The 14,600-nt window shown below is 54.6% G+C and carries 9 protein-coding genes and 2 pseudogenes; 6 read left to right on the top strand and 5 right to left on the bottom strand.

The window, feature by feature from the left end:
- Window positions 1-2: 2 nt before the first annotated feature.
- Window positions 3-485 (bottom strand): annotated as a pseudogene (locus tag EUZ85_RS31960) (hypothetical protein); the annotation flags it as partial.
- A 535-nt stretch (window positions 486-1,020) separates the two neighbouring features.
- On the opposite strand from EUZ85_RS31960, the gene EUZ85_RS31955 reads away from it, so the two are divergent.
- Window positions 1,021-1,125, top strand: a complete 105-nt coding sequence (locus tag EUZ85_RS31955; RefSeq protein WP_370454970.1) for a WhiB family transcriptional regulator — start codon at window positions 1,021-1,023, stop codon at window positions 1,123-1,125.
- An 800-nt stretch (window positions 1,126-1,925) separates the two neighbouring features.
- On the opposite strand, the pseudogene EUZ85_RS02235 reads toward EUZ85_RS31955, so the two are convergent.
- The 3 genes and pseudogenes from EUZ85_RS02235 to EUZ85_RS02225 all read right to left on the bottom strand — a co-directional run.
- Window positions 1,926-6,125 (bottom strand): annotated as a pseudogene (locus EUZ85_RS02235) (MG2 domain-containing protein); the annotation flags it as partial.
- 414 nt (window positions 6,126-6,539) lie between these two features.
- Entirely contained in the window at window positions 6,540-6,953 is a 414-nt protein-coding gene (locus tag EUZ85_RS02230) for a hypothetical protein (RefSeq protein ID WP_127974327.1), read from the bottom strand.
- Window positions 6,954-6,963: 10 nt separating this feature from the next.
- Complete coding sequence (locus EUZ85_RS02225) at window positions 6,964-7,848, bottom strand: CPBP family intramembrane glutamic endopeptidase (protein ID WP_127974326.1); 885 nt, start codon at window positions 7,846-7,848, stop codon at window positions 6,964-6,966.
- Between the two features lie 121 nt (window positions 7,849-7,969).
- Between EUZ85_RS02225 and EUZ85_RS02220 the strand changes: the two genes are divergently transcribed.
- Window positions 7,970-9,085, top strand: coding sequence for a cyclic nucleotide-binding domain-containing protein (locus EUZ85_RS02220; RefSeq protein WP_127974325.1), 1,116 nt, complete (start codon window positions 7,970-7,972; stop codon window positions 9,083-9,085).
- A gap of 71 nt (window positions 9,086-9,156) precedes the next feature.
- On the top strand, window positions 9,157-11,472 hold the full coding sequence (locus tag EUZ85_RS02215; RefSeq protein ID WP_127974324.1) for a type II CAAX prenyl endopeptidase Rce1 family protein: 2,316 nt from the start codon (window positions 9,157-9,159) through the stop codon (window positions 11,470-11,472).
- Here EUZ85_RS02215 and EUZ85_RS02210 read toward each other — a convergent pair.
- The gene (locus EUZ85_RS02210; protein WP_127974323.1) at window positions 11,469-12,353 is read right to left on the bottom strand and encodes a LysR family transcriptional regulator; all 885 of its coding nucleotides are present in this window, start codon (window positions 12,351-12,353) and stop codon (window positions 11,469-11,471) included. The genes EUZ85_RS02215 and EUZ85_RS02210 overlap by 4 nt on opposite strands.
- A 139-nt stretch (window positions 12,354-12,492) precedes the next feature.
- On the opposite strand from EUZ85_RS02210, the gene EUZ85_RS02205 reads away from it, so the two are divergent.
- From EUZ85_RS02205 to mddA, 3 genes are all read left to right on the top strand, one after another.
- Window positions 12,493-13,008: a hypothetical protein gene (locus EUZ85_RS02205; RefSeq protein ID WP_127974322.1), complete on the top strand. Its 516-nt coding sequence runs from the start codon at window positions 12,493-12,495 to the stop codon at window positions 13,006-13,008.
- Window positions 13,009-13,038: 30 nt separating this feature from the next.
- A complete protein-coding gene (locus EUZ85_RS02200) occupies window positions 13,039-13,569 on the top strand; it encodes an HD domain-containing protein (RefSeq protein WP_127974321.1) in 531 nt (176 codons plus the stop codon).
- Between the two features lie 256 nt (window positions 13,570-13,825).
- Entirely contained in the window at window positions 13,826-14,587 is a 762-nt protein-coding gene (mddA, locus tag EUZ85_RS02195; RefSeq protein ID WP_127974320.1) for a methanethiol S-methyltransferase, read from the top strand.
- Window positions 14,588-14,600 lie beyond the last annotated feature (13 nt).

The raw sequence follows: 14,600 nt of genomic DNA, 5'->3' as shown, positions 1-14,600 counted from the left end.
AACTACTCCCCTACATTCAACGTAGCTGGCAGCCCCTTGCCGTAGACGTCGGGGTCGTACATCTCTTCTGCATGTACTGGCATCACGCTGAATTCGCCTTCCGCGATTGCCTGGGCCGTGTAAGAGAGGAAGTAGTTGCCCGCCGGCAGATAATCCGCGTAGAAGCGGGCCGAGTCATGGCGCAGCTCTTTGTGATAGAAGCTCCAGAAATAGCGCCCGTAGTAGGACCAGTCTGAGAAGGTGTAGAACCAGGAGCCTTCCGCAGCTTTGAACTCGCCTTTATCCGCATCCACCTGCGATGCGGTGGCCAGATCGGCGTTCACTGGCTCCAGACCTCCGGGAATCGGGTCATTCACCACTACAAAGTGACGTGCGGTGGGAATGGAAACGAACAGGTCCACTTTCACCAACTCGCCCCGGCGGATCTGCATGGGACTCTTCAACAGCTCAAACTTGCCGTTGCGCTCGACGGAGTACTCCCGGCGGATTTCGATGCCGGAGTTGATGCGCGCGGCGTTGTCTTCTTTCAGGTCGTAAGCGATGCGAGCGGAGTAGTACAGCCGGCCTTCGCCTTCTTTCTGAATAGTCAGAGCGGCGGCTTTGCCCGGATCGGCCGCGGTCAGAGGACGACTGACGGTCGTCATCGGGTCTGACTTCTTATTGAAGGACGCTGATCCCAGATTCTTACCGTCAAAGCTGACGGAGATTTTCATGGCTGGGTCTTCCTTCTCATAAATCGACGCGTAGTTGACCAGCGCGTTCAGACAGAACACGTTTTCCTGAGTGTTTTCCCAGTGATCTCTGGAGCCGCGGCTCTGCGTGATGCTTCTGACCAGCTTGAACGGTATGTCGCCGATGGTTGATCCCATACCCGCTTCCGTTTGCGCTCCCAGCAGGCTGCTCAGGACTGCGCAATTGGAGCGCAGCGGCGTCGCCAGAATATAGCTGTAGCTGTCGTCCCATGCCTCATTGAACTGGAACTTGCCGCCACTCTGGCTGGCGTGACTGAGAATATCGTCCATGGACTTGCTGATCACCGTTTGCGGAACATGTTCGGTGCGCACCGCCGCCTGCAGGAAGTGGGCTTTGCCGAACAGGTCCATTTCCGGCGTGTGGCGTTCGTAGCGGCTGACGTCGCTCTGGTCGATTTTGCCAGCTTCCGCCAACGCCGCCAGGGCAACTGCCCGCACGGAAGAAGACATGCCTTTGCTGTAGAACGTGGGGAAACTGTCCTGACGCAACAAGGTCAACAGATACTCATGCAGTCGCTGTTCCACGCCGGCGGGCGCCTCGTGACCACTGGCGCGCATCCAGTTGAACGCCATGGCGGTGTAAGCGGACAAGTAAGGGCTGACGTACGCGTTGGACGCCACCCAGTAAGCCATGCCGCCATTCGGCGCCTGGAAGTTGGCGGCGGCGTTCATGGCGCTGTCGATATCTTTCTGCGCCTCAGGCCATTGTGTGTCTTCCGCCAGATACTCTTTCAGCTCCAGATAGGAACGCGCCATCGCGGCTTTGGTCAGACGCTGTTCCCAACACATATAGGGGTAGTCTCTGATATAGGCGAAGGCTCCATCGAGATTGCCGATAACGGAAGGCGACAAGACGGCGCCGATGTAGCCCACGTCTTCAAAAATACCTTCTGGAACCTGCACGTTTTCGCTGACGCTGGCCGCCGTGGTGGTCCCATAGGTCGCCGCTGTTTCCAGTGAGCGACGTTTGTTGACGATGGTCTTGTGCTCCAGCGCATCCGTATCCAGCTGATCGCCGCCTTTGGCGATGAAAACCAGCTCGCCGCCGCCTTTGGTGTCGATGGGCAGCCAGATATTTTCCCGCTTGTACGGGCCGATTTTCAGCTCGCGGGTGAAAGCGTGTTCCGCGCCTTCCGCCAGAGGGCCTTTGACGCGAACATCCATTTTGATGGTGCGTTCTTTGTCGGTCCGGTTCATTACGTTGAAGCCAGCTTTGAAGCGGTCGCCTTCGATGACCTGATTAGGCATGACCGGACGGATCTCTGTCGGACGATTCACTTTAAAGGTGACGTCGCCCAGTCCCATGCGATCCTCCTTCGTCACCGCAAAGGCGAAGATGCGCCAGCCAGTGAGGTTATCGGGTACTTTGAACTCGATTTCCGCTTCGCCGTTGTCATCGGGTTCGATGGCCGGATTCCAGTAACTCACGAATTTGAATTCGTTACGCAGTTGCGCGGAAGCCGCGCCGCCGCCGCCCGGATTGGCGCCTTTTTTCTCGAATTTCTGACGGCCCACCAGGCGGCTGATCAGGTTGTAGTTGTACACATCAGGCTGATCAAGACGGTTAAAACCGGCGTAGGGATCGTAATAGTTGTCGCCGCTGCGGTTGAGCGCGAGAACGGATTCGTCGATAACCGCCACCGCAATTTCGTAGCCTTCAGCTGGGTCGGTTTTCTTGCGGTTGATGCGGATCTTCGCCTTCACCTGCTCGCGAGGCTTATACACCTCTTTGTCGGTGGCGACGCTGATATCCAGCTCTTTCAACGGGTCCACTACTTTGGCGGCGACATAGCCCATGCGATAACTGGGTTTACCCAGGTCCACATGGCCAGGTCCCAGCGGCTTCTCCACCCGTGGCGACACCACGACGACGGACAGGTAGAAACCGGGCAGATAGTCCGCTTTCACCGGCACTTCGATGACCGGCGTGCTGGAATCCAGGGTTTGCACCCAACTATCGAGAATCCCGTAACGCTCAATTGATATCAGCGCTTTGGCGCCAGGGAAGGGGTTCTTGATCAGATAACGGGCGGTATCGCCGATTTTGAACTTGGTCTGCTCGGGAACGATCTGCAACGTGGCGTCGTTGCTCTGATCCCACACCACGGAGCCACTGCCGGTCACCCAGCCGTATAAGGTAGTGCTGTGGTCCCGATTCTCCGTGTCTTTAACGGTGGCTACGAACTGATAATACCCCGGCTTCTGCGGTTTGAATTCGCAGGTGGCGGCGGTTGTATCGCTCTTCAGCTCGCATTGGGTTTCTTCCACCCATTCCATGATGTTTTGCGTCAGGTAGGCGTTGCCGGGGCCTTTCACCCGTGAAGCCTTGTACTCGCGATGATTAATAGCGATGCGCACAGGCGCGCCGGCGACAGGGGCGCCGCTTTGATCCACCACTAAGGTTTCCAGACGGGCGGGCTCGCCTTTTTTATACAGCCACTGAGTATTGCGCAGGCCCACGTAGCGGGTTCTGCCGGCGTAATCCGCCGTCGTGGAGGAGGCCACGAACTTGCCACGCTCATCCTTCACCGCTGCTTCCACCATCAGGCGACCGTAGAACACGCCGCTGTCCGGCAGGGTGAAGGCTTCTACATACTGGCCGGCGTCATCCAGCTGGCGACGAATATCGAGCAAGTTGCTCTCGCCGCCGGCGTTATCGTCGCCGCCGAATGTAAAGCCTTTGGCGACCGGGTTGCTGCTGGAAAACTCTGTTGGGGTCAGTTTTGCGGTCAGACGCACTTCCGCTTCCGTGTAGGGGCCGCCGGAGTGCAGGGTGGCCAGAGAGGTGACTTGCACCGAATCATTGGCGCGGAACAGGGCGCCGTTCAGTTCGGTCTTCACTTTGAATGGCGAAGGCGTAAAGTCGCTGACCAACACAGACACAGGCGTCCAGGATGTTTCCTGCACTTCACTGCCGGAAGGCGCGTTCAGGGTGAGCTGGAACTGGTGCCAGCCGACGGCGCCCTGTTCCGGCAAGGTGAACTCGCCATCAAAGGCGCCAAACTTGTTCAGGCCGATGTTGTTGCGTTCGTAGACGACTTTGTTCTGCGGGTCGAATACTTTCAGAGAGTAGTTCGACTCGTAGGGCTCAACCCAGTGCTTGTTGCTTTGCTCGCGCACGTAGATTTTGAACTGTACTTTGTCGCCCAGTTTGTAAACGCCCTGGGCAGTGGTTCCCCAGGCATGGGCGTGGCCGCCTTTGCGCTGCAGGCTGGGATACAGATCCCGATCCCATACGGAAAAGTTGCTGTTCAGCGGCACGATGGCGATATCGCCGGCCTGCTCCACTTTCACGAAGAAGCCTTCGCGGTCTGCGCTTCTGCCGCCGTAGATGCTTTCCAGTTGCGGGTCAATCTTCTCCAAACCAGGCATTGACGCCATGCCGTTGGCGTCGGTTTTGGCGGTGATGTTCAGGTTGCGCAGGCCGGACAGGTTTTCGTATGAGCCGAACCACAGAGAGACGTTGGCGTTAGCCACTGGCTCGCCGCTGCTGAACGAGGTCACCCAGGCCATGGAGTTGAAGTGGCCGAGTTTGAAGTGCACCTGATAAGGGGTGACTTCCGCAAAGATTTTGGGATCGTAATACCAGTCCGGTGGCGTCGGGCTGGGTGTGAGCGAGCCGAACAGCACGCCGCTGGCGTCGCCCAGAAGATCTCTCACGCCCATGGGAGTGGCGTAGGAAATGTCCTCCGCAGGGGCGACGGGAATCACTTTTCTCTGATTGCGTCCGGATTGGTTAGCGCCCAGGGAATTGTAGGCGATATCGATTTTGTTCAGGTTGGTGACGTACAAAGGCACGTCGCTTTCCACGCCTTTTTCCAATACCGCCACGTCATGGGCGACTTCCAGTCTGGGTTCCCGGTGACCGGTGAAAAAGTTGAACTTGACGTTGTTTTTCAGCTTGCGTCCGAATTCGTCGGTCAGGTCGTTGATATTCAGATTAACGGCGTACTTTTGATCCGCTTTCAGTAGTTCCGGCAACCAGACCTGATAAAAACGTCCGTTGCGATGGGGAGACGTCAGGTGAGTCCAATCCTGAGTATTTTCCCAAGGATCATAATCCTTACGACCCCCATTTAAAGGCGGCTCGAAAGTCACCTGGTCCCGCACCATGGAATTCGTCACTGGCGAGGTGAACAGCAGCGCCACTGAGCGCAGCGGGGCGCACTGGATAAACTCCTCATAGCCTTCTCGCATGGTGAGCAAAAGGTCCAGGTCTATGTCCATCGCTTCGTTGGCGCCCTTGGGGGTGCAGCGAATGCCGACAAAACGAAAGTCCGGGTAGGTGTCGAAGCGCTCCAATATCCGGTTTTCCGCGCCAGGCTCAGAACCTTCGCTGGAAACCAGGCCAGGCTTGATCTGCAAGGTGATGTCCTGATCCAGCGGCAATTCTTTTTTCGGCTCAATGACCCAGACGGAGCGGGCTTCGTCGCCATCTAACTGGGTGAGTTGGTCGTTGACCTTGGGCTGCTCTTCGTCGTTGGCGATCGCCATCCACCAGGGTTGTTGGCGCGGAAGGTTATCCGGATAGGCGATGACGTTAACGGGAGGCAGGCCGGTGCTTTCTGCGCTCATGGTCAAGGTTTTTTCCACGGACGACTTGGTGACCGGCTGGTTAAACGTGACCTGAATCATCGGCGCGCCAGGCGACAGCCAGTTGACGAACCGCTCGTAGGTGACTTTGGGACGAGCGGTAGTGAAGCTGTGCTCCACAGGCTGTTTCAGCTGCGCGCCAGTAACAGTCTTGATGCCGGGGCGCATGGTGATTTCGTAATAGGTCGCCTGCTGCATTTTATCTTCATTGCGCAGTTGGCAGGCCAGCGCGCTGGTATTGAGCCAGCGCCATTCGCATTTGAGCGCGGGAGTGATGGTGACGGGAATATCTTTGCTGTCCCGCTCCATACGGCCAATCGGGACCACGGGGCGGTCGAACTGAAACACCAGTTGCTGCGCGGCGGGGACATCCGCGCCGCTGGGCGTGATGCGCATGATGCGAAGTTCGCCGTCAGCAGGCTGGTTGGAGGAATCAAAAGCGAGCATCGCCGACAGTTCCGCGTTGCGCTGCCGATAACGGCCAAGCAGGCAGGATTCGCCAGCGTCGCCATTCAAGTCGCAATCCCGGTTGCGGTTTCTTAACCATTCCCTTTGTTCGGACTTCAGTTTGTCCTTGGCGCTTTCGTCCAGGCCTTTCATGACATTGCCATACAGCTTGGCGAGCTTGGCGTCTTGGGCGGCCAGGGGCTCCGAGTCGCAGATAATATGTTCCACCTGCTGCGACGCCTTGGCGCAATCGAAGCTGGGTTGACCGGCCCAGGACAGGCCGCTGCCGCTAATAGCGAGTAGAAATAGGAAACCGGATCTTGCGCTTGTCATGTCCTTGTAAAACCCCCGGAAGACGCGTGAGCGACAATGTTAGGTGTGTGCCGAGCCTCCAAACCCTTCAGTCGTAGTGAGGCGCAGATGATGTGAAAACATACTACGGATGAAGCGCCGGAATGTTAGCTGCAGGCGTTAAATGCCCCTATAAATCATTAATCAGGCAGACAAATCGCTTCCTTTTATTTGTCCGCCACGACAGGGCCTGCACATGTCAGGTCCTGTCTCCCGCGGCAAGCCGCCGCGCAGACGCATCCATGCGCCTGATTATTAACGGGCCATTATCATTGCCATGTTAATAATGAGTATAACCTGCATTTCAAAATGAAAGGGGGCGCATTATGGCAGAAAAGTGGCGAATTATGGCGCGGAAATTTGTTGTTTTTTTGCTTCAAATCCAAATGCTTATCTCTACTCCAACGTCTCTGGATCATACCAGCCGCAATGCTCGAAACCCGCGTCGCAGCAGGCTTGGCCGCAGGCGAGTATGCGCCCGTCCGCAAAATAGAAAATGCCGCTGTAGTCGAAGCTGAAGGGAGTGGAAACGCCATTGAGTTTCAGGGCGCCCGTTATGGAGCAGCCGGAGATAGAATATTCATCGTGTATTTGGCGATGAGTGACGAATTCGCCGGTTTGCAGTATGTGTTGTAACTCTTCGGGATTAACGGGGCCGCACTGCAAGCCATTCAGGTCGGTGATCTTCGGCTGTAGGCGCAGGTCGGAAAAAGTCGTGTTCTCCTGGGGGCGGATAAGCGCAGTATCGGCGGTGCAGGCTGAGAGCCACAGCAACATGGGCGATAATACAGAGAGCAGGCGTGGAGACATGAGTTCACTCCTAAAAATCCGCAGGGTATACGAACAGACTGATATGAATGATATTCACCAGGAAATGCAGCAACACCGATAGCCAGAAATTTTGCGTTTTGTAGTAAACCCAGGCGTAGCAGTAGCCGGCCAGGGTAATCAGCGCCATACGTAGCGCTGCGCCCGGACCTGTATGGAAGTGGGCCAGCCCAAACAGCGTTCCCGCCACCCACACGCCCCACAGTCCCGCTTTGTTCAGATTGTGAAAGCAGGATACAAAACTGCGTTGCACTAACAGCCTGAAAAAAGTCTCTTCGGCGATGCAGGTCACCAAAAGATTAAAGAATGCGAAGACCAGGATATAACTTCCGGTCTTGGGGTCCAGATCGACGCCCAGTAGCGCGCCGATCCCGAATATAACTCCCAGGGAAGCGACAAGCAGAGGCCAATGGCGACGCAGGTCGGCGCCGGTTTGTCGTAATGTGGGGAGATAGGGAAGAAAAAGTGCGACCAGCAGCAGTCCGGCCAGCGCTTTGTCCAGTTTGGCGCTCAGTGCGAACGGCAAAGTGGCGGCGCCGAGATGAAGAGTGGGAATCAGCGTCTGATGCGCGAACCCCGGAGCCAGATGCAGCGCTAACGCCAAAGACAGCACTGCCGTCGCCAGCCAGGCGAGGGCTTTTTTCCAGCCGGACAGCTTCAGCATAGCCACTCCAGCAGCCCATAACGCCGCCAAAGGCAATAGTGCGATCCAGGTTGCAAGACCGAAATAAAATGCGACTCCCAGCGACGCTGCGGCGGGAAGCGTCCAGGCATAAGCGGGAAGCCGGCTGGAGCGCGTCGCCATCAAGCTGGCCAGTGACAGGGCGTAGAGGCTGAAGACCCAGATAACCGCCGGCGTCAGGGTGAACGAAACCATGTCAGAGTTGATCTCCGTAATAGAGCGGGGCGCGAGAAACGCAGGTTAACGGTTGCCTGAGTTTGATGCTATTTTTAATTCTGTAGACAACATTGATTCACCTATAAGTTGAGTAGTCCCCATGTCGCTACACGCCAGTATGAACATCACCGATCAGTTGATGTCCAGGTACTCCCCGTTAAGTCAGCTATCCAAGAAATACCTGAATCAAGTGATCAAGCGCAGCAAAGTCATGACCTTTGGCGGTGGAGAGGTCGTTTTCGATAAATCCGCCAAGCGCACCGATACTTACTATCTGCTCAAGGGCGCGTTGAAAATTAAGAAGAATATTCTTTCCTCCACTACCATCGACAGCGCTGATCCGGATTGCCTGTTTCCCTTGAATGGCAAGATGCCTGAGGGCGTGACGGTAACCGCGCAGGAGCCGGGCCACATGCTGGCGGTGGACGGCGTATTCCTGGATCGCGCCCTGGCGTGGACGGAAGCGGAAGCCAGGCAGGACCAGGAGGAAAAGGCGGCGAAGGCGGAGAAAGTCCAGCAACAGAAGCTGCAAGTGGAACAAGAGGAAGACGTAGCGGAAGTTGTTGAAGAGGACGGCGCGGATTTTGACGAAGCCTACTTCGACTGGATGGCCAGCCTGTTGGAGTTTCCGTTGTTCTTCAACCTGCCGCCCGCCAATGTGGAGAAAGTATTCGCCCGCTTTGAAAGAATTGAAGTCAAGAAAGGCCAGGTCATTATCAAAGAAGGGGATGAGGGCGATTATTTCTACTTGCTCATCGACGGCGGCGCGCGCGTGCTCATTGGCGGCGATGAAAGTAAGCCCATTCGCGTCAGCAAGGGCTCGTATTTCGGTGAGGAAGCGCTGGTGTCCGATACCGTGCGTTCCGCCACGATTATCATGAGCGAAGACGGCGTGCTGGCGCGCCTGGATAAGAAGTCTTTCCAAAGCCTGCTGCATGACCCGCTGGTGAATTATGTGTCTCTGACTGAATATCGCAAACGGGCGGCGGAAGATTCCAAGTCCACTCTGCTGGACATACGCTCCACCGCAGAGTTTGAACACTCACCTCTGCCCAAGTGTCTGCATGTGCCTCTGGCGGATTTGCGCGACAAGATTTCCGGGCTGGATAAGTCCGCTATCTACTACCTGTCGCAGGAAGGCGGCCGTCGCAACGACGTCGCCGCGCACATTCTCTATCAAAATGGGATTCAGGCTTTCGTCATCAGGGACGAGTAACACAAACGAGCTGGTTTCCCGTTCTTTGCTGGAGTAGATTGCCGGTTCCCTGAACCAACGCAGTCTATCCCATGAAAGTTTTACTCTCCCTGCTGCTGGGCGTGTTCCTCTACGCCGGCTCCACCTTTGGCGCGACTCCCGACTTTGCAGATTTTGAAAAGGAAGTAACGCGTCTTTATCAGAAAGAGGTGGCGTCTTTATCCAGCCTCGATACATCTACGTTTAAGCGCGCAGAGGACTTGATTGCGCTTTGCCAGTTCATAGAAAACGCGACCTACCTTGAAGACCTCTACATTGAGCCCGCGGAGGAAGATTACTCCAAGTGCCTGGATGAACTATCGTCCCGATACTCTTCGGAGCCCGTCACTCAGTTGTATCTATTGGAAAGCGAGTATGGCGAATCTCTATTGGATAAGGCTGTGGAGCTAAACAGAATTGCGCTTGAAGATTGGGATGCTACGGATATCTCCAAGCTGTATGAGCAACTGGCGTACTCCCTTCGTTATGACAAGGAATATAAGGCTCAATCAGTTGTTTATGCCGTGTCCACCTTTCAAAAAAAGCCCAGTGTGCGGCTGGCGGAGGCGATTGTTGATTATTACGCAAAGAACAATGAAGTAGAGCATGCAAAGCTTTTTGCGGAAAAAATCATACCGATGAGCTTTTCTGAAGAAGAAAGAACATTGGCGATTAAAATTTTCGTTAAAGCCGACTTGCTCGAAGAAGCCGCGAAAATATTCTCTAATACTGATGAAGAAAAGCGAGGAAATCTACACGCTTTATCGCACGCCAGGTTGTTGGCGCACCTCAAGGAAAGTGGCGCGTTACGTGAGTTGATGCAAGAGAAACTCGATAGCGCCTACCACAGTAAGAGTCCCGAACTTAGCGCTTTTTGGCTCGAATACGAGCTTGAATCCGGCGATGAAGAGAATGCTGTCAAAGCCTATCGCGCCTTTGCGGTCGGTCATTACTCGAGAGACCCCTTTTTGCTGTATTGGTTCGACCTGGCGATAAAGTATCCTGGAGCGGCCGCACAAATATTCGTCGAAAATCCTCAAGTACTTTTATATAGCCTTTGTCGTTATTTGGCTCTGGCTCTAGCGCCGTTGTGCATTTTCTTACCAGTTCACTACATAGGGCTATGGCGGATGCGCAGGAACAAGTTCCTAAACTCACCGAATGAGCCAATATTTAGTGGGTGGGGCTTGGGTCTGGCGTGGTTTTTACTGGGACTGGTGTTGGTGGTTTCCAGCGTTTTATATGAGTACTTCTATCCCGGAGCGACCAGCCAAAAGAATGTGATGCAGGCGCCCAGCGGCAATGGTCCGAATTATATGGTGATCTTTGTTCTGGTTATGTTTGTCAGCGTCATTTGTGTGACGGGGAGAACTTTACGCAGAGGAATATTCCACAGCTATCGCCACGTTTTACTTGGAATTGTGACGCCCTTAGCGTTAGCGGCAGGGCTGTTGTTTATGACGCCGATACTGTGTCTTCCTGATCTGAAATTAATCGTGATCGCAGATGTCAACGACTATATCAAGTCCACTTATGAGGCCTATGGATTAGCCGTCAGCCTGCTGCTGTTCGGCGTCATGGTTCCAATATATGAAGAAATTCTATGTCGGGGAGTGATCCTCAACGCTACCCAGCGTTATGTCGGCTTTTGGTTCGCTAACATAATCCAGGCCGCGATTTTTATGTCGATGCATAGTAACCAAAGCCTCTATCCGTATTACTTTGTTTTAGGGTTTATCGCTGCGATCTTGTATCGCTATATTGGAGGCCTCTATGCGCCAATCCTGATGCATATGGCTGTTAATTTTATTGCTGTGACAACATTGGTTGTCGGCGTAGTTGCTGATAACGGCGTCAAATCTCAGGCGCTGCTGGAATGTGAACAAGGCGTGCAGAATGCGCAGCCTGAAAAGGCATTTTTAAGCTGTTTCCCTGCCGCGCTGCAAGGTGACGCTGAAGCGCAAGGCTTCGTTGCGGACTTATATCTCACGGAAAAATTTGTTGTTAGAAACCTTAAGGAGTCCTATTCGTGGTATGAACGCGCTCTAGAAGGAGGGGATGAGCGTATTCGAAATAATTTTGCGTGGCTGTTGGCGACGTCGAGTAATTCATCCATTCGCGATGGAAAGCGGGCGATCGCCATAGTGGAAGGTATTCCAAGTGAAATGCGAAATAGTGCAGTGCTTGATACGTTAGCTGCAGCCTATGCCAGCGACGGACGTTATGACACGGCGGTGTCCATGCAAAAGTCGGCCATAGAAAAGCTCAGGGAAGACAACTTGGATGCTAAAGAGGCCCTCGAAAATATGGAAAAGCAGTTACAGCTTTATCGTGAAGGAAAACCAATCGTTCATGAGGTAACGCTCTAGCCCCCACGCCGCTCCCGCCAGTCTCCCTTGTGCTTCAACAGGCAGCTTTTTAACTCCTGCGCGCCGGTGGTTTTCCACCGGCCTTTGCGTTCGATGATGTAGTAAGAGATTTTCGGTAGGTCCTGGATGGGTATGGCGGTCAGGGCGGAGGGGATGTTGCAGCAGCCGTTGACGATGCTGACGCCCACGCCCAGCTTTACGAAGTGCAGCATCAGCTCCCATCCGCGCGCTTCCACAGAGGGCGTCCAGGCGACGTCGTTATTCATCAACGCCTGCTCTATCGCCATGCGTTGCGGCATGCCTGGTGGCGGCAGAATCAGCTTCTCTCCGTTCAGATCCTTGAGGCTGAGGTGACGTCGTTTCGCCAGCCGGTGAGACGTGGGGACAGCCAGTGTCTGCTCCACTTCCGTCAGCAAGGTTAGTTCCAGCCCCTCTGGTTTTGCACTCAGGGCGGCGACGCCGAGATGCGCCGAACCATCCTCCACGGCGCTGATGGTCGCCGCTTTGTCTGAGGTGATTAGACGTAGTGGGTGCTCACTTATGTTTTTGAAATCCTGAATTGCCATGCCCAGCAAATACAGGAAAGCGCCTTCCCCGGCGGCGAGTACAACGGGCTGCGCTGAACCGCCATGGCGAAGCTCTTCAAAGAAGGTGCTGGAGCGATCGCGTATTTCTCTGGCGAAGGTCTGCACTTTTTTGCCTTCCTCCGTCAGCACCAGTTCCTTGCCGGACTTGCGATAGAGCGGCGTCTGCAACTGCTCGGATAACTTCTTTATTTTCACGTGCAATGCGGGCTGAGAGATGTGTAGGCGTTCGGCTGCGTGAGTGAAGTTCATGCACTCACTAAACACTAAAAAAGACTCAATCCAGTCGCTTTTCATAGTTCCATTTTATTCAGGGCGCTGCTCATTAATGTGGCTGGCGTTAGGGTTCGGAATAAATGGCCAACTATAACTTATTTATATAGTCGTTACATAAACAATAGTTCTTGTCTAGAGTCTGCGCCGATATGATTTCCACATGAATACGAGAATAGAACATATACACAAATTAGGGGTCGATATCGGCCGAGTAATTATCTCTCCAGTGAAAGATGGGAAGTCGGACACGGCGTTTTTATCGGGAGGCATTGAACAGGCGCTGCAGACGCCGCCGGCGGAAGGGGCGATTGAAAGCCTGACTCGCTTGGTCGAGGTGTTCGAAGGGCGAGTCTGGCTGGTGTCCAAAGCAGGTAAGAACACCCAGCACAAAACACGGTTGTGGTTGGCGCATCACCGGTTTTTTGAACGAACCGGCATACCAGGCCATCATTTGCGGTTTTGCTTTAAGCGGCATGAAAAAGCAGGGCATTGCGCGGACTTGGGTCTGACTCATTTTGTCGATGATCGACTGGATGTCCTGCGACATCTGCATGGGCTGGCGCCGCATCTGTACCTGTTCGGCGAGCAGCTTAAATCACAGCCTGCGCCTGACTGGGTTGAACCTGCGTTGAACTGGCGAGAAGCGCTTTCTGCGATTTCTAAATCACTGGATTAACTGGTTTAAAAGAACAAGAGGAGACATCAAATGTTTGCGGCGTTGAATACCCACGCGTTCCAGCGGGATTACGCACAACTGGCCAATGTGACGCTTAATCCTGAAAGGCATACGGCGGATAACGCATTGGTCCACTGTGAAATGGTGGCGTCCCGGGCGTTGCAGCTGGCGGATCTGAACGGCTGCACGGAGACGGAGAAGAATATCCTGGAGGCCCTGGCCAGAGTGCACGATATTGGCAAGATCAACGGCTCCGCCAATCCAGAGGAGTCGCTGAAAAACTTGGCTTTATACGGCGAGTTTGAAGAGCGTTTCGTTAATCTGGTGAAGTACCACGACATCAATTTGCCCTGGTATATATCCAAAACCAAGGGACAACCGCCCAGCGACAAAGCCTGGCGGAAGATGGCGTCGAAGGTGGACATGCAATTGCTGTGTCTGTTCATGATTGCGGATCGCGTGGACTGTCCCGGCGGCTGGACCGCCAATAAAGCGCTGACGTGGTTTCTGCAGGAAGCGGCGGAGCGAGGGTATTACTCGCCGGCTCTGATGCATTATTAACATGGCAATGATATTGGCATGTTAATCATCAGGCGCATGGACGCGCCTGCGCGGCGTTAAGCCGCGGGAGACAGGGCCTGACATGTGCAGGCCCTGTCGTTGCAGACAAATAGAAGGAAGCTATTTGTCTGCCTGATTAATAGTAGGAGGCAGTCAGCTTACCGGTAATTCTCGCCCTGTTTCCTGAGTCGCGCGCCGGTCACAATAGTCGGCGCATACTTTTCTAAACCAAACGCGCCAGGGAGCCAGGTCCGTTATGAAAAACGCTCGCATCATCGTCATGGCGGAGCTGGCGTACGCCTCCGTTTGCTATCTTGCCGGGGTGGGGGCGATGCTCTATTTCATCGGCTTCATCAATGGGCTGCCGGTCCCTAAAGCGATCAATGACGGTCCCTTGCTGGATACCCCGACCGCTCTGTTTATTGATATAGGTCTGATGGCGCTGTTTGGAATTCAACACAGTCTGATGGCGCGGCGGTCATTCAAAGGCTGGCTGACGCGTCGTATTTCTCCTGCAATTGAACGTGCGACATATTGTTTGGCCACCACGCTGGTTTTAGCCGCGGTTTTCTATTTTTGGGCGCCGCTGCCCTCAGTAGTCTGGTCGATAGAGGGAGAGTCGGCCAGAGTGTTTTTTCTGACTCTGGCCTTCGCCGGATGGGGCGTGATGTTTCTCGCCACCTTCATGCTCGATCATTTTGAACTGTTTGGCCTGCGCCAGCCGTGGCGCAAATTCCGGGGGCAATCGACGCCGGCGTCGGAGTTTCGCGTCACTCAATTCTATCGTGTGGTGCGTCACCCTATTCAAAGCGGCATCCTGGTGGGCATGTGGTCCACCTCGGTCGCTACTCTGGGGCACTGTGTTTTCGCCAGCGGCATGACGCTCTATATCTTGATTGGACTGTACTTTGAGGAGCGGGATCTGGTCCGCGAATTCGGGCGGACCTATCTGGATTACAGGCGGCGCGTCGGTATGTTATTCCCCTTGCCGAAGCGGGAGAAAACCGACGCGCGCTGAGCGCTGACGAATC

Origin of the sequence: Hahella sp. KA22 (assembly GCF_004135205.1) — a bacterium.
Classification (GTDB): domain Bacteria; phylum Pseudomonadota; class Gammaproteobacteria; order Pseudomonadales; family Oleiphilaceae; genus Hahella.
Note: the sequence above shows the minus strand (reverse complement) of the source record. Positions and strands in the feature narration are given on the sequence as shown.

Coding starts and splice junctions, on each gene's coding strand:
- EUZ85_RS02230 (WP_127974327.1), bottom strand. CDS start 6,953: ATGTCTCCACGCCTGCTCTCTGTATTATCGCCCATGTTGCTGTGGCTC.
- EUZ85_RS02215 (WP_127974324.1), top strand. CDS start 9,157: ATGAAAGTTTTACTCTCCCTGCTGCTGGGCGTGTTCCTCTACGCCGGC.
- EUZ85_RS02200 (WP_127974321.1), top strand. CDS start 13,039: ATGTTTGCGGCGTTGAATACCCACGCGTTCCAGCGGGATTACGCACAA.
- EUZ85_RS02205 (WP_127974322.1), top strand. CDS start 12,493: ATGAATACGAGAATAGAACATATACACAAATTAGGGGTCGATATCGGC.
- EUZ85_RS02225 (WP_127974326.1), bottom strand. CDS start 7,848: ATGGTTTCGTTCACCCTGACGCCGGCGGTTATCTGGGTCTTCAGCCTC.
- EUZ85_RS31955 (WP_370454970.1), top strand. CDS start 1,021: ATGGACTTGCTGATCACCGTTTGCGGAACATGTTCGGTGCGCACCGCC.
- EUZ85_RS02220 (WP_127974325.1), top strand. CDS start 7,970: ATGTCGCTACACGCCAGTATGAACATCACCGATCAGTTGATGTCCAGG.
- EUZ85_RS02210 (WP_127974323.1), bottom strand. CDS start 12,353: ATGAAAAGCGACTGGATTGAGTCTTTTTTAGTGTTTAGTGAGTGCATG.
- mddA (WP_127974320.1), top strand. CDS start 13,826: ATGAAAAACGCTCGCATCATCGTCATGGCGGAGCTGGCGTACGCCTCC.